Raw genomic sequence first — 20,160 nt, 5'->3', positions numbered from 1 at the left:
TTATCATGGCGACAGCGTATCTTCAGACATTTGCAGTGACATCATCGGGAGTCAGCATGAGCGACGCGCAACAAGCGCAGGCGGAACTGGTCGAGGAATTCAGCTTCTTCGACAACTGGATGGACCGCTATCAGTACATCATCGACATGGGCAAGGCGCTGCCGGAATACCCGGAAGCACTGAAAGGCCCTGAGACCAAGATCGACGGCTGCCAGTCCAACGTCTGGATTCATCCTGAAGTGCGTGGCGAAGGCAGCGAGCAGCGCCTGCATTTCCAGGCGACCTCGGACGCCGCCATTGTGGCAGGCCTGATCGCCGTGGTACTGCGCATCTACAACGACCGGACGCCGCAGGAAATCGTCGCCACCCAGCCGACCTTCCTCAATGAGCTCGGCCTCGACAAGCACCTCTCGCCGACACGTTCCAACGGCCTGCATGCGATGCTCAAGCGCATCTACGGTGTGGCCGAGCTGCATGCCAACGCGTAATTTTGCCCACTGAGCGCTGAGCTGAAAGATAGAGACACAACGCCCGCGCTGCCACACAGATTTCCATTGGCAGCGCGGGCGTTGTGTCATCAGAGTCTCGAGGTGTCAGGCTGCGGGGGACGGCTGCCGTTCACAGGGCGATTGTCGAACGATGACCATTGGCGAACCTGCCAGCGGGTCGGGATGAATCTCCGCTTCCACCGAGAAGACCTGCTGCATCAACTCTGACGTCGCGGCTTCTTCGGGAGAGGCGCTGATCGCCAAACGCCCCTCCTTGAGCATGATGATGTGATCGGCATGACGAAAGGCCTGGTTCAAGTCATGCAGCACGGCGATGACCGTCTGTCCCTGCGCGACCATGTCACGGATCATGTCCATTAACTCCACCTGGTGATTGATGTCCAGATAAGTTGTCGGCTCATCCAGCAGTACCAGGGGCGCACGCTGTGCGAGCACCATTGCCAGCCATGCGCGCTGTCGTTGGCCACCGGACAGATCGTGCAGCCATCGATCGGCCAGCTCGCCTATCTGAACGCGTTCGATTGCCTCATCGACGATCCTGCGGTCGCTGGCTTTCAGTCGGCCCCAGAGGTCGTTGTAAGGGCTTCGTCCATACCCCACCAGCTCGCGTACGCTGATCCCCTCTGGAATGGTCAGCACCTGCGGCAGGAAGGCGATCTCGCGCGCCAATGCCTTGGCCGATGTCTTGTGAATCGACTTGCCCTTCAATGTGATGGTGCCGCGAGACGGTGGCAGAGTCCGTGCGAGACTCTTGAGCAGTGTGGACTTGCCGCAGCCATTCGGGCCAACCAGTGCAGTGAACTTACCCTTGGGGATCTCGACATCCAGTCCATCGATGATAACGCTATTGCCATAGCCCAGCTTGAGGTCGTTGATCTCGAGAATCGTCGCGCTTGTCATCTATTTGACCTTGTAAAGCAACCACAGGAAGTACGGCGCACCGACGATGGCGGTAAGTACTCCAGCGGGGATTTCTGAAGGTGGCATCAGTGCTCGCCCCACGGTGTCCGACAGCAGCAGAATCATCGCACCAATGATCGCCGCGGCAGGCAGTACCTGAAGGTGTCTGCCACCCACGATCCTGCGTGCGATATGTGGCGAGACCAGCCCCACGAAAGTGATCGGCCCGACGATGGATACCGAGACCGAGACCATCATCACCGCAAGCCCTAGAGCACACCAGCGAAGACAGCTCATCCGCACGCCCAGTGCGGCGGCGGACTGATCACCTAGTGCCGTCAGATCCAGAGGCTTGGCTAGCAGCAACGAGGCGATCAGCATCGGCACCAGAGACGCCGCAGGCCAGATCTGCTCCCAGCCACGTGCCCAGAGGCTGCCCGTGAGTGACAGCAGAGCGGTGTTGACCTCGGTAGGGTGGGTCAGTAACAGGAACTCGGTGATCCCGGAGAACGTTACCGAGATCGCGATGCCAGTCAACGCAAAGCGGACCGGCTCGAAATCATCGATATGGTAGGACATCAACAGTGCGGCGCCGCAGAAGCCGCCAATGCCTGCCACCAGCGGGAGAAGTTCGGGAGGTGTGGTAGGAAAGATGAGCAGGGCAATGCTGAGTGCCAAGCCAGCACCTTGCGTCACGCCCAAGATATCCGGTGATGCCAATGGGTTGCGGATGATGCCTTGAACCAGTGCGCCGGAAACTCCCATCGCCGCGCCAGTCAGCAGTGCGATCAGGCTTCTCGGCAAACGGTGGTTCCAGACCACGAAATCCTGCGCATCGTGCTGCAGCAGCATTCGCGTGATGTCGGGCAGGCTGACGGTATGCTCTCCCAGCATCAGTGCCAGCAGCAGCATCATCGCCGATGTGACAGACAGGAGGCTCAGTTTCCATGTGGCAGTCATCACAGCTTCCTCGCCATCAGGAGGAAGAAAGGCGCGCCGATCAAGGCGGTAATCGCGCCTGCAGGTGTCTCGGAAGGGAACGCGACCCAGCGACCAATGATATCGGAGACGAGCAGAAGGATGGCACCACACAGCGAGCTGCCCAGCACCAGCGGGCGATAGTCCACACCAATCAGGCGTCGCGCGATATTGGGTGCCATCAAGCCGATGAAGCCGATAGGTCCAACCACGGCTACCGTGACGCCTACCATGATCGTGCCAGCGGTGAAGGCAAGAACGCGCAGGCGCGTCAGGGACACGCCCAGTGATTGGGCATTCTCATCCCCGAGGTTCAACAAATTGAGCGGCTTGGCCAGCACGATGCACAGCAGGAAGGCTGGCACGAACACGACGCACAGCAGCCATACTTCTGGCCATCGCACTCCTACCATCGAGCCGGCCAGCCAGTTCAATACGCCCATGGCACGCTCTTCCGCCAGCAGTACCACGAGTCTCGTCATGCTGGCGCAAAGTGCTGCCACGGTGATGCCTGCCAGCACCAATCGCGCACGTGAGGCCTGTGCCGACCATGCAGCGCCCAGCATGAAGACGATCAACCAGGCAGCGCCGCCACCAATCACGGAAATCAGCGCATTACCAAGCGGGAGAGAGAAGGGCAGCACGCCGCTGGAGACCAATGCCAGCCCAAGGCTTGCGCCACCTGTTACGCCCAACATGCTGGGAGAGGCGAGATTGTTGCGTGAGATGCCCTGCATCAAGAGTCCTGCCATGCCCAGCAGAGCGCCGATCAGGATTGTTGCCAGGGTTCGCGGCAGACGGATCTGACCGATGATCTGTGAGGTCATGCCCCCAGTTTGGCGTTGCAGGAGAAAGTGCCAGATGTTGGCTGGTGTCAGAGTAAAGGTCGAGAAGGCCCATAAGGACCACCAGCTCAACACAAGCAGTGCCATCAGTGACAGCAAGGCATAGAGGGCTGAAGACACCCCGCGAGGCGCGGGGCTGCTCGAGGTACGTGATATGGGCGACATTATCGGCTTTGGACATCCTGATAACGGTCATCAAACATCGCAGCAACATCGGCAGCGATCTTCTCAGCGGCCATGATGCCGCGATTTCGGGCCCAGGCATTGGGGGCAACATGATAGACATGCTGCTGTTTGACGGCCGTCAGCATTTGCCAGAGTGGCTCTTTCTGCCATTTGTCCACAATGGAGGGATGACGATAATCGCCCACCATGAAGTATTGCGGATTGACGGACAGGAACTGCTCCAGCCCGACGAAGTTCTGGGAATCAGACCCCGCATCCGGCACCTCCAGGCCTAGAGCCTCGAGGACAGAGCCGTCATAGGAGTCCGGGCCGTGCAGAGACAGGCTGTCTTCGCGCGCTACCGCAAACACGGCACTGGCGCCATCGGGAACCTTCTCGGCATAGCTCGCCATGATGTCGGCATGCTTTTCAAGGCGCGCCTGCATGGCATCGCGCTTGCCGACCGATTTGGCCACGATGCGGGCCGATTCCAGGCTTTCGGCATAATCCTCACCACGCGATGGCAGTAGCAAGGTCGGTGCGATAGCTGCCAGCTGGTCATACATCTTGGTGTGACGATTGACATCCGCGATGATCAAATCCGGCTTGAGCGCTGCAATAGCCTCGATACTTGGCTGGGCACGCTTACCCACGGAAGCGAAGTCCCCCAGCACATTGCGCACTTCCGCTGGCAACCGCTTCGGGTCATTGTCGTCCGCGACGCCTACGGCGGGAACACCGATGGAGGCGAGGGAGTCCGCGAAGGAGAATTCCAGCACGACCACGCGCTCAGGAGTCTCGGGAATGGTGACGTCGTGGCTACCGTCGTTGATCGTGATGGCCCCAGCCTGGGCGACAGGCACCCAGGCGACGACAGCCGTGACAACGGCGAAAAGTAGGGAACGAAACTTCATGTATGACTCCGGCTTTGAATCATTGGTCGGTGCATGCATCAACTTGGCAAGCTGGTGTCGCGGGGCCTTGCTGCATGAATCGTGACGCAAATGCGTCTGACAACGTTTCAGTCACAAGGTGCCCACTCAGGAATCATCGCCTCGAGGCGCAGGATGCCATTGGCGCGTGATAACGCGAATTCTCAGGAGATAAACTGGCACCGGGCTCACCCTTTCCGATGTTCCTTCACCTCCAGAACATGCGTCATGGCCTGATGCTGACCATCCCAGACATACCGCAGATGCGGCCCCTGAATGGGAATACTGACCGCCGGCGGACGCAGGATAGCCGCGCACTCGGCGCTTGCATCCACCTGAGCGTGGCGCACGCTGGGGTAGAGCAAACCGAAGCTGCCAGCTTCTCGCAACCTGGCGGCAAAGGCTTGGCCGGCTGGGTAGCTGGCCATGTCTGGCTGACAGAGGGCGTCATGGCCCTCGCGAATGTCATGCAGTGGCTGCGTCACGCGATTGACGTAACTGCGCATGGTCATTTCCTGACTGGGCTGCGCGGTATCGGCCAGAAAGCGTGCCATGTGGAAGCGGGTCTCGCTAATCGCGGTATCCAGCGTACTCGCGCAGTAATAGACCCCGAAACTGCCATCAGTAAAGCGCGAGGCACGCCCTATGTGCGTGAAGGCCGCCATCACCGGCGTGGAACTCGGCCCGCTGATGCGATCTTGCGGCGCGACGCGACTCAGCTCGCCGGCTTCTTCACGCAGGCGGTCATTGGTCAGCGCCTCGATGGCAAACGCCATCTCCAGCTCATCAGGCTCGAGAATGTCCTCGAATACCGAAATGGGCGGGAAGGCACTGGAGATCACGCGCCAGGCGTTCTGCCAGTCCGGCAGCGTCAGCGCGGGCAGGGCGGAGTCATCGGCATGCTTGCCTTCGCTCGTCCATTCGCTCATCCACGCACTCCGTCGAGATAACGGCGAGTGTCGGCCAGCGAAACCACCTGTCCGGCCAGCATGTAGTCCAGCGCACTCTGGCCATTGAAGGGCGCCGCACGATTGGGGCGACGCACCCATTCATGGGCCATCTCGGGCGTATTGCTGAACAGGATGCGCAGGGCCTTGTGAATCCCCATCACGTAGGAGATACGCTCCAGGGTGTCGTTGGGCAGGCGCACTTCCGGCAACTTGCGATACTTGTGATAGGTAGTGGTACCGATGCCCCCCAACAGCACGCGCTGATCCGCCGCGCTGCACTGCCACTTCTCCATGATGTTGAAGAAGGACTTGAGGGCAACGCGGCCCGCACTGGGGCTGGTCGGGGACACACGATCGAGGGCGGCTGCGGTGGACATGACATTCTCCTGCTGACTGACGATGGCGTCACAACTGACGCCATACACATGTGAATGATAACACACAAACACTTCACATGCGCACAGCCATCCGCAAGGCTTAGCCGTTCACAAAGCACACGACCTAGTCACTCGCAAGGTATACGCCCTCAAGGCCTGGGGGCGTCGTCCTCATCATGCGCATCACAGCAACTGGCAGACGAGGCGTGCCCCTTGCGCGGTGGCACGGGGTCCACGCCACCCGGCCCGCCCAGCGGGTGGCAGCGTGACAGACGCCTCGCCGTGAGCCAGCACCCCTTGAGGGGCCCATGCACCTTGATGGCCTCCAGTCCGTAACTGGAGCAGGAAGGGTAGAAGCGACAGCGCGGTCCCAGAAGCGGGCTGAGCACCAACTGATAGCCGCGCAGCAAGCCGGTCAGCAGGCGCGTCATGAACGACGTCACGCCGCGCTTGAGGGAGTGGCGACGTTCAGGCGTTGCCATACAGGGTGTTCGGGTCAATGATCGGTGCATCGGTAATCTCGGCACCTTCAGCATCCAGGCGCCAGTAGAAGCAGCTCTTGCGGCCGGTATGGCAGGCAGGGCCTGTCTGATCGACCTTGACCAGCAGGGTGTCGCCATCGCAGTCCAGATGCGTACTGACCAGCTTCTGCTGTTGGCCCGAGCTTTCGCCCTTGCGCCACAGCTTGCTGCGCGAGCGCGAGAAGTAGCACACGCGACCGGTGGAGAGCGTCTCGCGCAGGGCTTCGGCGTTCATCCACGCCATCATCAATACCTCGCCGCTGTCATGCTGTTGCGCGATGGCGGGAATCAGGCCGTCACCATTCCAGGGCAAGGCGGCGATCAGCGCCTCCAGCGCGACCTTCTCACCGATATCGGCATTCTCCAGCGACTTGAGCAGTCCATCCTGTGCCATTGAGGGGGTTCCTTGCAGAGTTCATATCGAAGCCCCTGCCAGCGTGATGTCACGCTGGCAGGGGCTCACGCAGTATCAGTATCACAAGCCGCGAATCAGCGACGCAGTCCGCCACGGGCGCTGCGCCAGATGAGCGACAGCAGGTAGGCGACACCGGCCACCAGCACGATGGTCGCGCCGGCGGGCAGGTCGAACTGCCAGGAGAGCGCCAGGCCGCCGGTGGTGAAGGCCATGGCCGCCAGACTCGCGATCACGATCATCATGCCCAGTGAGCGCGCATGATGGCCGGCAAGCGCGGCAGGCAAGGACAGCAGGGCCAGCACCATGATCAAGCCCACGGCCTGCAACAGCAGCACGACGGTAATCGCCACCATCACCAGCAGCAGCAGGTAGAGCGTCTTGACCGGCACGCCCCGCAGACGCGCGAACTCTTCATCGAAGATCACCGCAGTCAGCGGGCGATGCACCAGCAGCAACACCAGTGCCAGGCCTCCCACCATCCAGGCGAGGGTACCGATGGCATCCGCAGGCACCAGCAGCAGGTTGCCGAACAGGTAGCTCATCAGGTCGACCTTGTAACCCGGGGTCTGACTGATGAACAGGATGCCGGTAGCCATGCCGATGGCCCACAGCGCACCGATGACGGTGTCTTCCTGATCAAAGCCCTTGAGACTGATGTAACCGATCAGCAGGGCGGCGAGAATGGCGCTGATGAAGGCGCCGACCAGCGGGCTTGCGCCCATGAAGTACGCGATCCCCATGCCGGCAAGCACGGTATGAGCGATCCCCCCGGCCAGATATCCGATGCGGCGTACCACGACATAGGGGCCGACCAGACCGGCCGCAAGACTGGCCAGCAGGCCGGCGAAGAGGGCGTTCTGGAGAAAATCCTGGCTGCCCAGGGCGGTGATGAAATTCATGTAATGTAAGCCTAGAGCGCAGAGCGGGCGACGTGAAGGAAGTGAAACAGGCCAGACGGACAGTCACCGGCCGCGGCATCAGTGATGGTGATGGATCATCTGGACGTTTTCACCATAGAGCCGCTCGATCGATTCAGCGGTGAGCGTCTCGGTGTCATGGACGATCATCTTGCGGTTGAGGCAGGCGACCCGATCGACGTAATCGCTGATGAAACCGAGATCGTGACTGATCACCACCACGCTCATGCGATTGGCCAGGCGATTGAACAGCTCGAACAGGGAGCGCTCGCCATCGCTGTCGACACTCGCGGTGGGCTCATCCAGCAGCAGCAACTGAGGCTCGGCCGCCAGGGCGCGGGCGATCAGCACACGCTGCAGCTGACCGCCGGAAAGAGCATCGATGTGCCGACGGCGAAGATGACTGATACCGACTTCTTCCAGCACCGCACCAATCGCCTCACGGTCCGCGCGTGGCCAGGGGCCCCACTGACGACGACGCCCCTGGCGCCCCATCAGCACGACGTCTTCCACGCGGATGGGGAAGCGCTTCACGAAGTTGGCAAACTGCGGCACATAGCCGATATGGCGCGCGGCGGCCTTGGGCGTGCGCCCCAGCACGCGGACACAGCCAGCCGCCGGCTTGTGAAGACCGAGTATCAGCTTGAGCAGCGTGCTCTTGCCACCACCGTTGGGCCCGATCAGTCCCACGATCTCGCGCGCGCCGACCTGAAAGTCGACATCGTCGAGAATGACCTGCTCGCCATACCGGAAGGTCACGCCGCGAATATCAATGGCATCCGGTGCATCTGCCGGCACCGGGCGAAAGACCGGTCCGACACTGCGCCCAGTGGCTGACGCCTCCGGATGGCTGTCCGTGCGCGGGCGCGCGACGGAGATGGGGCTGACCATGACGTAAGGTACCTCGTTGCAACGCAGACGGGCGCATGAGCGCCCGTCTGACTTTTCGATGGGGCAGGGCATTGTGCAAGATCAAGCGATATGCGCAATACCCCGGCCGGCAATTACTGGCTGTCAGTCAACTTAAAACCCGCCTTCAGCGCTTCGGTGGCGTGCTTCAGATTGTCGAGATAGTCCTCTGCCAGCGGGTCCAGCACGGCCACTTCGGCCCCCAGGGAGCTCGCGATCCGCTTGGCCGCCGTCTGGGAGAACTGCCCCGAGACGAAGATGGTGCCGATATTCTCATCCTTGGCACGCGTGATCAGCGTGGCCATCTCGCGCGGCGTGGGCTCACGACCACTGACTTCAATGGCATGCTGCTCGAGCGAGTAGCGGTCCGCGAAGTAGCCGAAGCTGGGATGGAAGATCAGGAAGTTGCGGCCCTTGTAGGGCGCCAGCGTCTGAGCGATCTGCTCATCCAGCTCGCTCAGGGTCTTGAGCAGACGCTGCTCATTGGCATCGATCTCGCCGGCATGCTGCGGCAGGCGGGCCTCGAGCACCACGGCGGCACGCTCGACGACGGTCTGCATGCGCTGCGGGTCCAGCCAGAGGTGGGGGTCGGCTTCGCCGAGGTCCTCATCCTCGTCATGCTGGGCACCATACGCCTGATGATCAGCATGCTCATCATGGTGCTCGTCATGATGTTCTTCGTGACCTTCATGCTCGCCGTGATGCTCTTCGTGGGCCTCATGATCAGCATGCTCGTCATGATGCTCGTCGTGCTCATCATGATCGTGATGCGCGTCCTGCTCATGAGCATGCGCTTCATCATGGCCGTGGTCATGCGCCTCACCACTGCCGAAGTGGCGTGTGTTGAGACCCTCTTCCAGATGCACGACCTGCATCTCGGCGTTGTTCTTCACCAGGCGCGGCAACCACACCTGCTCGAAGGGCACACCGATGGCGAGATAGAGCGGGACTGTCGACAGCTCGGCCACCTGGCGCGGGGTCGGATCGTAGGCGTGCGGGCTGTCGCCCGGCTTGACCAGCGTGGTGATCTCGACATGCTCACCGGCCAGCTGATCGACCATCCACGCGATGGGCGGCACGCTGACGGCCACATGCAAAGGAGCGCCGTCCTGGGCGTGGGCGGCAGGCGTCGCGAACGCGGCAAGCGCGCCCAGCACACTCAGCGGCAGGGCACGCGCAGCCCGCGGACCCAGCGTGCGCTGGACCCGGGACAGCAGCTTTTCACACAACACTTGGCGAGACGCCAGGGGAGAGCCCGCATGCATACTCATGACACCACTTCCTTTGCTAGTGATCACGGCATGATGCGGGCAGGGCGTGCCGAGAACCGGCACGCCAGGACCGCCATCAGCCGCGGTTGAACGAGAGTCGCTGGCCGTTGGCCACCGGATTGACGGTCTTGCCGTCATAGGCTTTCACGCCGTTGACGAAGGTCGCATCGATACGTGCCTTGAAGGTCACGCCATCGAAGGGGCTCCAGCCACACTTGTAGAGCACGTTGTCACGCGTGACGCTGGTCTCGCCATTGAGGTCGACCAGCACCAGGTCAGCAAAGGCCCCTTCACGGATGTAGCCGCGATCGACGATGGAGAAGCGATCCGCCACGTTGTGGCTGGTCTTCTGCACCAGGGTCGCCAGGTCGTAGATGCCATCCTGGACCTGATCGAGCAGTGACAGCAGGGCATGCTGTACCAGCGGCAGGCCGGAAGGCGCCTTGAAGTACGGGTTCTGCTTCTCTTCCCAGGTATGCGGTGCGTGATCGGTGGCGATGATGTCGATACGGCCATCCATCACGGCAGCGCGCAGGGCGGCGCGGTCTGCGGCGGTCTTCACTGCCGGGTTGCACTTGATCAGGCTGCCACGGGTGTCGTAATCGGCGTCGCTGAACCACAGGTGGTGCGCGCAGACTTCGGCGGTAATCTGCTTGCCCTTCATCGGGCCAGCCTTGAACAGCGCCATTTCCTCGGCAGTGGTCAGGTGCAGGACATGCAGCTGGGTACCGTTGCGGGTCGCCAGATCGATCGCCAGACGCGAGCTCTTGATACAGGCTTCGCGCGAGCGGATCAGGCCGTGTTCGGAGAAGGGCACGTCTTCCCCGAAGCGCTCACGCCAGCGCGCCTCGTTCTCGAGAATCATCGGCGTGTCTTCGCAATGCGTGACGATGGGCGTCGGTGCATGCTTGAAGATGCCTTCGAGAATCTCCGGGTCATCGACCAGCATGTTGCCGGTAGAGGCGCCCATGAAGATCTTGATGCCGCAGGTCTGGTTCGGATCCAGCGTCTTGATCGCTTCCAGGTTGTCGTTGCTGGCACCCAGATAGAAGGCGTGGTTGGCATGGGCACGGCCGGCCGCCACGGCAAACTTGGCTTCCAGTGCATCGCTGTCCAGGGTCGCCGGCTTGACGTTGGGCATGTCGAAGAAGGTGGTGATCCCCCCGGCCACGGCAGCAGCAGACTCGGTGGCGATGTTGCCCTTGGCGGTCAGGCCTGGCTCACGGAAGTGCACCTGATCATCGATCATGCCCGGCAGCAGATGGCGGCCGGCGGCATCAATCACTTCACGTGCATCGAGGTGAGACAGGTCGCTGCCGATGGCGTGAATACGCCCGTCCTTGATGCCCACATCCTGAGTGGAAATGGTGCCTTCATTGACGACTTGCGCCTGTGAGATGCGGATGTCCAGCATGTGACGTCCTCCGTGGGAAGCAAATGTTATATCGTATCAAAAGCGCTCGCAAGCGCCGTTCACTGAGCGTTTTCTGCCATGGCAGCTGCTTGAGAGGTGCAATCCTGGCAACGCCCCTCGAGTTCGATGGTCTGGCGTTCGATCGAGAAACCATGGCGATCGGCGCTGGCGACAAGCCGAGTGCCGAGATCGTCATCATGCATTTCCTCGACACGACCGCAGCCGCGGCAGATCAACAGCTGAAAGCCGTGCTGATGTTCCGGGCAGTGGCAGGCAAGGTAGGCATTGAGTGATTCGATGCGATGGACAAGGCCCTGTTCGAGCAGGAAATCCAGCGCACGATAGATCGTGGGGGGGCGGGCAGCGCCATGTTCCTTGGCGAGCTGATCCAGCAGGTCATACGCCTTGAGTGCGCCATGACTGGTCGCGATCATTTCCAGTACACGTCGCCGAATCGGCGTAAATCGCACACCGCGCGCCAGACATTGACGTTCGGCCTGGTCGATCAGCGAAAGTGGCTCTGGCATGAAGAATCCTGAGTGTCGTGAATCCCGGATGTCAAAAGGCGTCAAGCGCGATGAGGGCAAGTGCGTCAGCGCGCAGCCTGAATGACCAGATGCTTATTCTAGGGCAAATGGGCCATGACGGGCCACCGACAAAGGCATCGGGGCTGCGTGAGTCACTCAAAGGCAACGCACGGTGCGGAGCCGACATGAAAGCGTGGACAAGCGACCAATATGATATAACATAACAATTATCGCTTTTTGGTCGCGGTGATAGACCCGCGACCATCCCTGACAGGAGGAATTCATGGCCCAGTTCGAGGCGCTGCACCCACCCCTTCACACACGGCCCAAGCCACGCCTGGCAGCCAGTTCGTCACCTTCGACCCTCGCGTCGGCGCCAAGGCCCACAACCCATTGGCATATCGGTCACGAGGCACATGACCTGGGGGCGATCTTCGACCCCGACATCAGCCTGGCCGTGATGCAACGCCGCATCGATGCGGCATTGAAGATGGCGGTGAAGGCTCAATCCTCGGGTGCCTACCCGCTGCGCATGCGCTGGCGCGGCCCGATCAGTGATCTGCGTGAGGCGCTGGAGCGCTACCTTCCCGCACCGGATGCCGGGGCTGCGCTGATAGAGGATGTCTGTGTGCTGGGTGAAGCCATGGGCGAGCTCTTCGAGGTCAAGGATATCGGCATGCGACTGGAGATGACCCAGAGCGCCATGTGCCCGCGCTTTCATGTCGATCGCATCCCGGTCAGATTGGTGACGACCTACGACGGCCCGGGCACCCAGTGGCTGCCGGAACATGCCGCCGACAGACTGGCGCTGGGCCACGGCCAACCCGGCCATCAGGACATCTGCCTGTCCCCCGGCGAGATACATGAGCTGCGCCCGGGCAGCCTGGCGTTGCTCAAGGGCGAGTGCTGGCCGGGCAATGAAGGGCGAGGGCTAATCCATCGCTCACCGGTGGTGCCCAATGGCAGTCGCCTGATGTTGAGCATGGACCCCGGCTGAGCCGAGGCTTCGCTTGCGACTCACCAAACAGAAACACCCCGCCAAGGCGGGGTGTTTCTGTTTGCGGGTTGTCAGGCTGCTTGATCATTCATTCAGCAGACCTTCAGGACCGATATCAGTCCGCGATGGGCGCCATGCCGACATTGGCGACATCTTCCTTGCTGCGCGAGAAATGCTTGCGCGCAAAGGCGACACGCTCGGCGACCGGCACGCCGTCGGGCTGACGCTCGATCAGCTCGAGCCGCTTGCGCAGGCCCTCGCCATTGGCCATCTGGATGGCGAGCCCCGGTCGGGCGTTGAGCTCCAGCAGCATCGGGCCATGGCGACGATCCAGCACCATGTCGGTGCCCAGATACCCCAGTCCCGTCATCTCGTAACAGCCGGCAGCCAGCTCGAGCAGGGTGTCCCACTGCGGCACCTTGAGCGAGAAGATATCGTGCCCGGTATCGGGGTGCGCGAACTGCGGACGATCGTACTGCACGCCGCGCACCGCCCAACCACTGCCGATATCCAGCCCGACACCGACCGCGCCCTGGTGCAGGTTGGCCTTGCCATCCGAGGCCGCCGTCGACAGGCGCATCATCGCCATCACGGGATAGCCCTTGAAGACGATGACACGAATGTCCGGCACACCCTCATAGGTGAACTCGGCGAAGGCCTGATCGAAGGAGATCAAGCCTTCGACCAGCGCCACATCCGGCGAGCCGCCCAGCGAATAGAGCCCTGACAGGATATTGGAGACGTGGCGCTCCATGTCGGCACGCGTGATGCGCGCGCCGCTGGGCTTCACATACTCTTCGCCATCATGGTGCTCGATGACGAGGATCCCCTTGCCGCCTGAGCCCTTGGCCGGCTTGATCACGAAACCCGCGTGATCACGCACCATGTCGACGACGCGCTCGACCTCGAACTGACTGGCGACCTTGCCGATCATCTCCGGCGAGGCCAGGCCGTACTTCTGACACAACAGCTTGGTCTGCAGCTTGTCATCGACCAGCGGATAGAGACGGCGGTCGTTGTATTTCGAGATATACCCGATGTTGCGGCGATTCATGCCGACAACCCCCCGGGCGCGCAAGGCGCCCGGCGTGGTCCAGTTGCGTGACCAGCGATTCAGCCATGACGAGAGCATCTCAATCCTCCGTCAGCGGCTTGAAGCGGCGCAATTCCAGCAGACGATAGCCGGTGTAGTTGCCGAGCAGCAGGATGAAGGCCATCAGCACCAGTTGCAGACCGAGGAAGTTGAAGGTCAGGTGACGCACCCACGGATTGTTCATCGCCAGATAGGCCAGCACAGCGGTCAGAAGGCTACCACCACCTTGCTTGAGCACTTCCTTGGGACCTTCTTCTTCCCACAGGATCGACATGCGCTCGACGGTCCACGACAGGATGATCATCGGGAAGAAGGTGATGGTCAGGCCGGCGTTCAGACCGAAGCGATAGGCGAGTACCGAGAAGATGGAGATGATCGCGATCACCGTGATGATCACCACCGAGACCCTCGCCACCAGCAGCAGATTGAGCCGCGACAGGTAACTGCGGATCACCAGGCCCGTCGCGACGATCAGCAGGAAGCCGATCAAGCCGGTCACCAGACTTGTCTGGATGAAGGCGAGGGCGATCAATACCGGCATGAAGGTACCGGAGGTCTTGAGACCAACCAGCACACGCAGCAGCACCACGACCAACGCGCCGATCGGGATCAGCAGGATGGTCTTGAACAGCGCCTGCTCTTCCAACGGCAAGGAGTGGATCGAGAAGTTGAGCAGCTCGTCATTGGCCAGCTTGTTGCGAACCGCGACGGCCGCCGGCTCGTTGTGACGGATCATCGAGAAGCTGACACGGGAGTTCACACCGCCTTCGACTTCCAGCATCGGCGCGCCACGACCTTCCCACAGCAGCAGGTTGTCCGGCTCACCTTGCTTGCCGGTTTCCGGGTTGATCAGCACCCAGTCGGTGTTTATGTCTTCAGCGTCGGCGGCCTCGACATCCACTGCTTCGTTGCCTTGCGGCGTTTCGGCGAAGACCTGCAACCAAGACGAGACCGTCTGGCGGCGACGGCCGTCTTCCAGACTCAGGCCGCTGACCAGACGAGCACTGACACCGGACTCATTGAGCAGGCGCAGCATCAACTCGGGACGCTCGAACTGGGTCAGCAGCAGGCGCGCATTCTCGCCCTGACGCTGATTGTCGAACTGCTTGATCAACTCACGTGCGAAGGTGAACGAATCGGCACTGCGCTCACGGGCCTGATCGATGACCTGAGCCGCGGCGGTATCGTAGGGACGCTCCCAGGAGACTTCCTGAGGGGCCGGCAGGCGCTTGATGGCCGCAGGCGTCGCGTTGTCGGACTCCAGCATGGTCACGGTGTAATACAGCAGCTGCGAGCCTGCCGCTTCACGGATCGACCATTCGGCACGACGGCCCGGCAGGTCATCCAGATAGGACAGCCCGAAGCCCGAGGACGCCGTGTTCTCGGTCAGGACGCTGTAGCCTTTCTGGTTTTCCGGCAGCGCCAGCGACGCCTTGACCGGGCCGCCAGTGGCCGTGAAGGCCACCTGGGCTTCGATATCCCACACTTTCTGCTGTGCACCGGGCACCCAGGGCACATCAAACGAAATATGGCGATAGGCGGTCAGGCCCACACCGATCAGCATCAACAGGCCGACCAGAAGATAGAAAGCAAAACGCGACATGGGAGTCCTTGAAATGTCTGGAGCAGTCATGATGGCTCGGTGGCGCACCGAGCCATGTCAGGCAGCGAAGCCGGGCAGAGGAGACAGGAGGGCGCTTGCCACTCAGTCGCGGTTGCCTTCGTTCGGGTCCTCGTCCTTGGCCGCTTCGTTACTGGGTGCACTGCCCGGGTACTCCGGACGTGCATTGATGAAGGTACGGCTGACGTCCACCGCAGCGATGTCCATCATGAAGCGACGGCCCAGCAATACCGGATAGGTGAGATCACGACGATCATTGAGGGTGAACTCGACCTTCTGCTTGATGTCACCCAGTGTCATCAGCAGGCTGACGACGGGACGCTCTTCGCGGCCGGAGGCCTGGATGATGGTCACCGTGCGGCTGACCTGGGCTTCGACCCACTTGTCACGATCGCCTGACACGAAATACTTGCCGTCATCCCGCAGCGCGAGCTTGAACTTGACCCACTTGGCGCCGTCGCGCTCGAATTCGGTGATATCACGCGCCGACAGCGAAGAGGTATTGGCACCGGTATCGATGCGTGCCTTGAAGTAGCTGCTGATGGTCGGGAAGCCGACCCACTCGACGCGCCCAAGCAGGGTCTTGTCGAGGATGGGATTGTCGGTCACGGCCTTGCAGGCTTCCACGGCCTGCGGCTGTGCGGGCTGTTCCATCTCGGCATGGATCTGACGCAGCTGACTGCCGACTTCTCGCACGTCACGACGCAGAGAGCGGCTCAGCGCCTGCTGGTCGGCAAGTTGCTGCTGTTGGACGTTGCATTGGCCTGCCAGCTGTTCCTGCAGGGCATCGATGCGCTGTGAAAAGGCATCTGGCGTCAATACCGGTTTCTGCGGTTGCGGTTGTGCCGGGACGCAGCCGGCCATGACGACGACACTGGTCAAGGTAACAGGCAATAGCAGCTTGCGGATCAGCATAGGGGAGAAGGTTCCTGTTCAGCCTTGCTGCCGCTCTACAACCTGTGTGAACGGCAGACATAATTCTTGTCCATCGTCAGTCAGTCAGCACACTGATCCGACGATGCCTGGGTATTCCCTTGTATAGCTTGGGCGTTCTAGCACCGAAGCGTTACTGGGGGCGATCATACGTAGCCCGAATGGTGACTGTCCATGTTTCAGCACCTGACGCCGAGCCATTTCCTGCGATTCACCAACGTAGCGATCACTTTCTGTCGCCAGTCGAGGACAGACCACACGAGATCCCGCCAGGCGTGGGTCAGGGCCGCTGTCAGCCGGCTGGAGATATAACGCCAGCTTGGCTTGCGTCGCCTTCAGGTGACGAAAACCTCGATGGAACCCAGCCTCCGGACAGGAGCAGCCTTCGCGGCAGTTTGCACAGCCAGACCTCACTGTTTGCGCATTGTTCAGGATGTCACTGCATCATCAGCGCGGGATCACAACATGGCAACGACACGATCTCGGATGCGAGCCCGCCGGCACAGCGAGTCAGACTGTCGCCAAACTGATCAAATGCAGGCCACTCAGCAAAAGATAGGCGGGAACGTCGACTGACTCCATCGGCTGACTTTATCGACTGACTTCATTGACGAGCAGAACCTGAGGTTCACAAGCAGGCATGCAGATGCTGTCATTCGCGCGGAGGAGGTCAGGTGCCTGAAGTCAGGTGCCTGAAGATCGACGCTCAAGCATTGACGTACAAAGCCCGGATGAACACAGCCCGGATGAACAAGGCACCGACGTATGCAGCTTGAGCACGCTCACGAACTACCGTATTTAACATAATATATATTATACGAACCAAAGGGTATGCAGGTTTCATCAGTGATCCTGGGCGCCCGTAGAGTCAGTTGCCTTGATCCATCAGGTCAGGTCCATCAGGTCAGGTCAATCAGGTCGAGTCGTCGGGCCAAGTCCAGCGAGTTGAACCTGTCGGCTTGCATCAGCGATGGCCTGTTTCACGATCCAGGTGCCAAACTGCCCGTTGCCCAGGAACGCGAACAAACTTATCCTTGATAGCACTCATGCACAAGTGTTGTAGAATAATTCGGACCACACGTGACCCACACCGCACACCTTGTCACTCAACCTTGCCGCGCGCCGTGATGACTCACGGGTCGGCGCGAACCGGAGTCAGCGATGCCCTCCTTCCCATCCTGTATGTCAGCTAGCGCTGGATTCATGCACAACGGCATTCGACGCCTTCGGCGCATCAGCGGCCGCGCAGCCGTGTTGATCATGGCAGCGGGATTGTCAGCCTGTAGCGGACCTCAGATAGAGGATTATGCGGGCAGCGGCCCTGAGCTTCGCATCGATGACTACTTCCTGGGCCACACACGTGGCTGGGGCATGGTGCAGGATTACCGTGGCAAGGTGACGCGGCGGTTCGTGGTCGATGTCATCGGCAGCATGCAAGGCAACCAGCTGATTCTGGAGGAAGACTTCGTCTATGCCGATGGCGAGACGCAACACCGCCGCTGGACCTTTACCCCGGCGGGTGAGCGCCAATGGACTGGTCGAGCGGCGGATGTGACGGGCGAAGCGACAGCGACGACCCGCGGTAACGCCTTGCGCATGAACTACGTGCTTCAGGTACCAATCGACGACAGTACCTGGGAGTTCAGCATGGATGACTGGATGTATCTGCAACCGGATGGTCGCATCCTGAACCGGACCTCGATGCGCAAACTGGGCCTCGAAGCCGCCAATATCACCCTGGCATTTCAGCGCTGTCCCTGTGATCCACCGGCAGCTGAGCCGAAATGACAGCTCGTGCGCGGCAATGACGTAAGCCGCTGATGGCTTCAAGCCTTGTTTGATGGCTTCCCCCCTTGATAGCGCCAGCCTTTGTCGGTTCCAGCGCCTGACAGCCCAACCCTCATGAGGCGGCGGAGTCACCAGCATGCTGCTCGAGCGATGTCTCCACCTTGGACAGCCACTTGCCGTAATCCTCTTCTGGCGCCATGGGCTCTCCGAAGGCGTATCCCTGCAACTGGTCAAAGCCCAGATCCATCATGCTCTGGCGCTGGCGTGAGTGCTCGATACCCACTGCCACGGCGGAGATCTCCAACGCATGCAAGGCCGCCGTCCAGGCTTTCAACAGGCGCGCCTGACGTGGATCCGTCTGCAGCAGACTGATCCAGCGCGGATGCAGTTTCACGCTGGTGATGGGCAGCATGCTCAACAGGCGCAGGCTGTCATGCTCAGGGCCGAAACGGTCGACACAGAAGCTGATGCCGTCATTGGCCAGCGATTTCATCGCCAGCACCAATGGCTCGGGCGTCGCGGAAAAACTCTCGACACCGCTGACATCAAGGCGCAGGCAATCCCCCTTGAGCCGGTAAAGGCGCAGGACACGGCGCAGGGCATCCATGTATTCGGTTTCGATCAGGCGCGACGCCGTGATGTTCAGCGATAGCGGCAACAGACTGTCGTTGCCCTTCCTGGTCGCCAGCCATTGGCTCAGCAAGGCGCAGCTTCTGCGCAGCACCCAGATATCGAGCTCCTCATCCAGCCCCGCGTGTCTGGCGATGCGCAACATCTGATGGGGTGTGATCCAGCGGTTCTTGTCCTGCCAGCGCAGCAGCACTTCCTGGCCGCTGAGGCCTTGGCTGCCCGCAGTGACGATGGGCTGCAGGTGGATGCACAGCTCATTGTCGCGCAGCGCCTGGGCAAAGCGGTTGTTCATCTCGAGGCGCAGATTGAGGTTGTCCGTGAGATCCGCGAACTGGACGCCCTTCTCTTTTGGCGCCCATTCACTGGCACAGACAAGCTCCTCTTCCACCACCTCGACCAGCTCCGCTGCTGACATGCTGTCGCTTACGAAGGTGCCCGCCCCGATCAACAGATCAGGCCGGCTGTTGGCGGAGAGATGCAGCAGCCAGGGTTGCTCCACGAAGCGATGCCAGCGCATGCCGTGCAATGCCTGGTCACGCGGCAACAGGATCATCAGAGTGTCGTGACTGATGCGCCCCTTGAGCAGGCCCTCATCATCGAAGTTTTCATTGAGCTGGTGGGACAGGGATTGCAGCACGCCTTCGTAGAAGTCGACGCCCTGCTGCTTGCGCAGCCTTTCGGCGTTCTGCAGCTTGACCAGAATGACCTGCAGCTCCCCCTGGCTGGCGCGCTCCTGCAACCAGGCCGTCATTCGCTGCAGGTAGCGGCGACGCAGACTGTAGCCGGTGATCGGGTCGATATTGGCTTGCAGGGTGGCGCGTGCACGTTCTGCCAGCAGTGCATCACGCTGGATGAGCTCGTTCTCGACCAGCAGTGCACAGCGCTCCAGCCGCTCCAGCTGGGCCGTATCCAGTTGACGGGGCTTGTGGTCGATCAGGCACAGAGTCCCCAGCGGCAGCCCGCTGCTGTCGCGCAGCACGGCACCCGCGTAGAAGCAGACATGCGGTGGCCCCGACACCAGGGCGTTATCAAAGAAGCGCTCATCCTGGCGCGCATCATTGATGACCAGAAAGCGCTCTTCATGCAGCGCGTGGGCGCAGAAGGCGAGATCCCTGCCCGTCTGCCGTGCATCCAGCCCGCAATGGGCCTTGAACCACTGGCGGTCTTCATCCACCAGCGATACGAGGCAGATGGGCACATCAAAGATATCGGCGACCAGGCGCGTCAGATCGTCATAGCGCTTTTCATGATCACTATCCAATACATGCAGAGAATGCAGGCTATTGAGACGCTCTTCTTCGCGCGGATGAGGTGCTGCCGGCCTGAAGCCGGGCCGGCCACTTGGCGCGAGGGTTGTCTTTGGGGTGGAATCTGCCATGGCCTACTGCCTCGTTGGAATTTCCAGGAGATATAACCGCATGTTCGTACTTGAGCATACTCGTCTCGACTGTTGACTGGCAGAGCCGGC

General features: G+C 61.1%; 20 protein-coding genes. 3 read left to right on the top strand and 17 right to left on the bottom strand.

Translation table 11 applies throughout. From position 1 onward, the window contains the following. Nucleotides 1-56 precede the first annotated feature (56 nt). Entirely contained in the window at nucleotides 57-488 is a 432-nt protein-coding gene (locus AOG28_RS12650) for a SufE family protein (RefSeq protein WP_054556665.1), read from the top strand. Nucleotides 489-593: 105 nt separating this feature from the next. Here AOG28_RS12650 and fecE read toward each other — a convergent pair whose 3' ends face one another. The 13 genes from fecE to AOG28_RS12585 form a co-directional block, all read right to left on the bottom strand. Next, complete coding sequence (fecE, locus tag AOG28_RS12645) at nucleotides 594-1,409, bottom strand: Fe(3+) dicitrate ABC transporter ATP-binding protein FecE (RefSeq protein WP_054556664.1); 816 nt, start codon at nucleotides 1,407-1,409, stop codon at nucleotides 594-596. Next, nucleotides 1,410-2,369, bottom strand: coding sequence for a FecCD family ABC transporter permease (locus AOG28_RS12640; protein ID WP_054556663.1), 960 nt, complete (start codon nucleotides 2,367-2,369; stop codon nucleotides 1,410-1,412). It lies immediately after the preceding gene. Beyond that, complete coding sequence (locus tag AOG28_RS12635) at nucleotides 2,369-3,319, bottom strand: iron chelate uptake ABC transporter family permease subunit (RefSeq protein ID WP_054556727.1); 951 nt, start codon at nucleotides 3,317-3,319, stop codon at nucleotides 2,369-2,371. Before AOG28_RS12635 ends, AOG28_RS12640 begins: the two co-directional genes overlap by 1 nt. Before the next feature lie 77 nt (nucleotides 3,320-3,396). Continuing rightward, nucleotides 3,397-4,311, bottom strand: coding sequence for a Fe(3+) dicitrate ABC transporter substrate-binding protein (locus tag AOG28_RS12630; protein WP_054556662.1), 915 nt, complete (start codon nucleotides 4,309-4,311; stop codon nucleotides 3,397-3,399). Between the two features lie 206 nt (nucleotides 4,312-4,517). Next, nucleotides 4,518-5,258, bottom strand: a complete 741-nt coding sequence (locus tag AOG28_RS12625) for an RES family NAD+ phosphorylase (RefSeq protein ID WP_054556661.1) — start codon at nucleotides 5,256-5,258, stop codon at nucleotides 4,518-4,520. Continuing rightward, the gene (locus tag AOG28_RS12620; RefSeq protein ID WP_052384668.1) at nucleotides 5,255-5,656 is read right to left on the bottom strand and encodes an MbcA/ParS/Xre antitoxin family protein; all 402 of its coding nucleotides are present in this window, start codon (nucleotides 5,654-5,656) and stop codon (nucleotides 5,255-5,257) included. The genes AOG28_RS12625 and AOG28_RS12620 overlap by 4 nt, the downstream gene beginning before the upstream one ends. Nucleotides 5,657-5,805: 149 nt before the next feature. Next, complete coding sequence (gene yidD / locus AOG28_RS12615; RefSeq protein ID WP_054556660.1) at nucleotides 5,806-6,138, bottom strand: membrane protein insertion efficiency factor YidD; 333 nt, start codon at nucleotides 6,136-6,138, stop codon at nucleotides 5,806-5,808. Beyond that, nucleotides 6,125-6,571, bottom strand: coding sequence for a phosphoribosyl-AMP cyclohydrolase (gene hisI / locus AOG28_RS12610; RefSeq protein WP_043334240.1), 447 nt, complete (start codon nucleotides 6,569-6,571; stop codon nucleotides 6,125-6,127). Before hisI ends, yidD begins: the two co-directional genes overlap by 14 nt. Nucleotides 6,572-6,666: 95 nt before the next feature. Next, nucleotides 6,667-7,491: a metal ABC transporter permease gene (locus AOG28_RS12605; RefSeq protein WP_043334239.1), complete on the bottom strand. Its 825-nt coding sequence runs from the start codon at nucleotides 7,489-7,491 to the stop codon at nucleotides 6,667-6,669. Nucleotides 7,492-7,569: 78 nt separating this feature from the next. Next, on the bottom strand, nucleotides 7,570-8,400 hold the full coding sequence (locus AOG28_RS12600; protein ID WP_082388762.1) for a metal ABC transporter ATP-binding protein: 831 nt from the start codon (nucleotides 8,398-8,400) through the stop codon (nucleotides 7,570-7,572). A gap of 113 nt (nucleotides 8,401-8,513) precedes the next feature. Further along, on the bottom strand, nucleotides 8,514-9,689 hold the full coding sequence (locus AOG28_RS12595) for a metal ABC transporter solute-binding protein, Zn/Mn family (protein ID WP_054556659.1): 1,176 nt from the start codon (nucleotides 9,687-9,689) through the stop codon (nucleotides 8,514-8,516). Between the two features lie 76 nt (nucleotides 9,690-9,765). After that, a complete protein-coding gene (locus AOG28_RS12590) occupies nucleotides 9,766-11,103 on the bottom strand; it encodes a dihydroorotase (protein WP_054556658.1) in 1,338 nt (445 codons plus the stop codon). 59 nt (nucleotides 11,104-11,162) lie between these two features. Next, nucleotides 11,163-11,630 (bottom strand): Fur family transcriptional regulator, encoded by a 468-nt coding sequence (locus AOG28_RS12585; RefSeq protein WP_043334236.1) that lies wholly within the window; start codon nucleotides 11,628-11,630, stop codon nucleotides 11,163-11,165. Nucleotides 11,631-11,913: 283 nt separating this feature from the next. On the opposite strand from AOG28_RS12585, the gene AOG28_RS12580 reads away from it, so the two are divergent. Then, complete coding sequence (locus AOG28_RS12580) at nucleotides 11,914-12,627, top strand: DUF1826 domain-containing protein (RefSeq protein ID WP_082388760.1); 714 nt, start codon at nucleotides 11,914-11,916, stop codon at nucleotides 12,625-12,627. A gap of 115 nt (nucleotides 12,628-12,742) precedes the next feature. Here AOG28_RS12580 and AOG28_RS12575 read toward each other — a convergent pair whose 3' ends face one another. The 3 genes from AOG28_RS12575 to AOG28_RS12565 all read right to left on the bottom strand — a co-directional run bounded on the left by AOG28_RS12575 (nucleotide 12,743) and on the right by AOG28_RS12565 (nucleotide 16,256). Then, nucleotides 12,743-13,759, bottom strand: coding sequence for an alpha-L-glutamate ligase-like protein (locus AOG28_RS12575; protein WP_043334235.1), 1,017 nt, complete (start codon nucleotides 13,757-13,759; stop codon nucleotides 12,743-12,745). 1 nt (nucleotide 13,760) lies between these two features. Beyond that, nucleotides 13,761-15,323, bottom strand: a complete 1,563-nt coding sequence (locus AOG28_RS12570) for an inactive transglutaminase family protein (protein WP_054556657.1) — start codon at nucleotides 15,321-15,323, stop codon at nucleotides 13,761-13,763. A 102-nt stretch (nucleotides 15,324-15,425) separates the two neighbouring features. Then, nucleotides 15,426-16,256, bottom strand: a complete 831-nt coding sequence (locus tag AOG28_RS12565) for an ATP-dependent zinc protease family protein (RefSeq protein ID WP_054556656.1) — start codon at nucleotides 16,254-16,256, stop codon at nucleotides 15,426-15,428. Nucleotides 16,257-17,477: 1,221 nt separating this feature from the next. Here AOG28_RS12565 and AOG28_RS12560 point away from each other — a divergent pair. Further along, nucleotides 17,478-18,062: a DUF3833 domain-containing protein gene (locus AOG28_RS12560; RefSeq protein WP_082388759.1), complete on the top strand. Its 585-nt coding sequence runs from the start codon at nucleotides 17,478-17,480 to the stop codon at nucleotides 18,060-18,062. Nucleotides 18,063-18,174: 112 nt separating this feature from the next. On the opposite strand, the gene AOG28_RS12555 is transcribed toward AOG28_RS12560, so the two are convergent. Continuing rightward, the gene (locus AOG28_RS12555; protein WP_082388758.1) at nucleotides 18,175-20,070 is read right to left on the bottom strand and encodes an EAL domain-containing protein; all 1,896 of its coding nucleotides are present in this window, start codon (nucleotides 20,068-20,070) and stop codon (nucleotides 18,175-18,177) included. Nucleotides 20,071-20,160 lie beyond the last annotated feature (90 nt).

The sequence above is a fragment of the Cobetia sp. UCD-24C genome, from assembly GCF_001306765.1.
Classification (GTDB): domain Bacteria; phylum Pseudomonadota; class Gammaproteobacteria; order Pseudomonadales; family Halomonadaceae; genus Cobetia; species Cobetia amphilecti.
This window is presented reverse-complemented; position numbering and strand designations above follow the sequence as displayed.

What these genes read in the sequence shown, in the direction of transcription:
- AOG28_RS12640 (WP_054556663.1), bottom strand. Translation starts at nt 2,369, where the DNA reads ATGACTGCCACATGGAAACTGAGCCTCCTGTCTGTCACATCGGCGATG.
- AOG28_RS12605 (WP_043334239.1), bottom strand. Translation starts at nt 7,491, where the DNA reads ATGAATTTCATCACCGCCCTGGGCAGCCAGGATTTTCTCCAGAACGCC.
- AOG28_RS12590 (WP_054556658.1), bottom strand. Translation starts at nt 11,103, where the DNA reads ATGCTGGACATCCGCATCTCACAGGCGCAAGTCGTCAATGAAGGCACC.
- AOG28_RS12650 (WP_054556665.1), top strand. Translation starts at nt 57, where the DNA reads ATGAGCGACGCGCAACAAGCGCAGGCGGAACTGGTCGAGGAATTCAGC.
- AOG28_RS12630 (WP_054556662.1), bottom strand. Translation starts at nt 4,311, where the DNA reads ATGAAGTTTCGTTCCCTACTTTTCGCCGTTGTCACGGCTGTCGTCGCC.
- hisI (WP_043334240.1), bottom strand. Translation starts at nt 6,571, where the DNA reads ATGGCACAGGATGGACTGCTCAAGTCGCTGGAGAATGCCGATATCGGT.
- AOG28_RS12555 (WP_082388758.1), bottom strand. Translation starts at nt 20,070, where the DNA reads ATGGCAGATTCCACCCCAAAGACAACCCTCGCGCCAAGTGGCCGGCCC.
- AOG28_RS12580 (WP_082388760.1), top strand. Translation starts at nt 11,914, where the DNA reads ATGGCCCAGTTCGAGGCGCTGCACCCACCCCTTCACACACGGCCCAAG.
- fecE (WP_054556664.1), bottom strand. Translation starts at nt 1,409, where the DNA reads ATGACAAGCGCGACGATTCTCGAGATCAACGACCTCAAGCTGGGCTAT.
- AOG28_RS12575 (WP_043334235.1), bottom strand. Translation starts at nt 13,759, where the DNA reads ATGCTCTCGTCATGGCTGAATCGCTGGTCACGCAACTGGACCACGCCG.
- yidD (WP_054556660.1), bottom strand. Translation starts at nt 6,138, where the DNA reads ATGGCAACGCCTGAACGTCGCCACTCCCTCAAGCGCGGCGTGACGTCG.
- AOG28_RS12565 (WP_054556656.1), bottom strand. Translation starts at nt 16,256, where the DNA reads ATGCTGATCCGCAAGCTGCTATTGCCTGTTACCTTGACCAGTGTCGTC.
- AOG28_RS12625 (WP_054556661.1), bottom strand. Translation starts at nt 5,258, where the DNA reads ATGAGCGAATGGACGAGCGAAGGCAAGCATGCCGATGACTCCGCCCTG.
- AOG28_RS12635 (WP_054556727.1), bottom strand. Translation starts at nt 3,319, where the DNA reads ATGGCACTGCTTGTGTTGAGCTGGTGGTCCTTATGGGCCTTCTCGACC.
- AOG28_RS12570 (WP_054556657.1), bottom strand. Translation starts at nt 15,323, where the DNA reads ATGTCGCGTTTTGCTTTCTATCTTCTGGTCGGCCTGTTGATGCTGATC.
- AOG28_RS12585 (WP_043334236.1), bottom strand. Translation starts at nt 11,630, where the DNA reads ATGCCAGAGCCACTTTCGCTGATCGACCAGGCCGAACGTCAATGTCTG.
- AOG28_RS12560 (WP_082388759.1), top strand. Translation starts at nt 17,478, where the DNA reads ATGCACAACGGCATTCGACGCCTTCGGCGCATCAGCGGCCGCGCAGCC.
- AOG28_RS12595 (WP_054556659.1), bottom strand. Translation starts at nt 9,689, where the DNA reads ATGAGTATGCATGCGGGCTCTCCCCTGGCGTCTCGCCAAGTGTTGTGT.
- AOG28_RS12620 (WP_052384668.1), bottom strand. Translation starts at nt 5,656, where the DNA reads ATGTCCACCGCAGCCGCCCTCGATCGTGTGTCCCCGACCAGCCCCAGT.
- AOG28_RS12600 (WP_082388762.1), bottom strand. Translation starts at nt 8,400, where the DNA reads ATGGTCAGCCCCATCTCCGTCGCGCGCCCGCGCACGGACAGCCATCCG.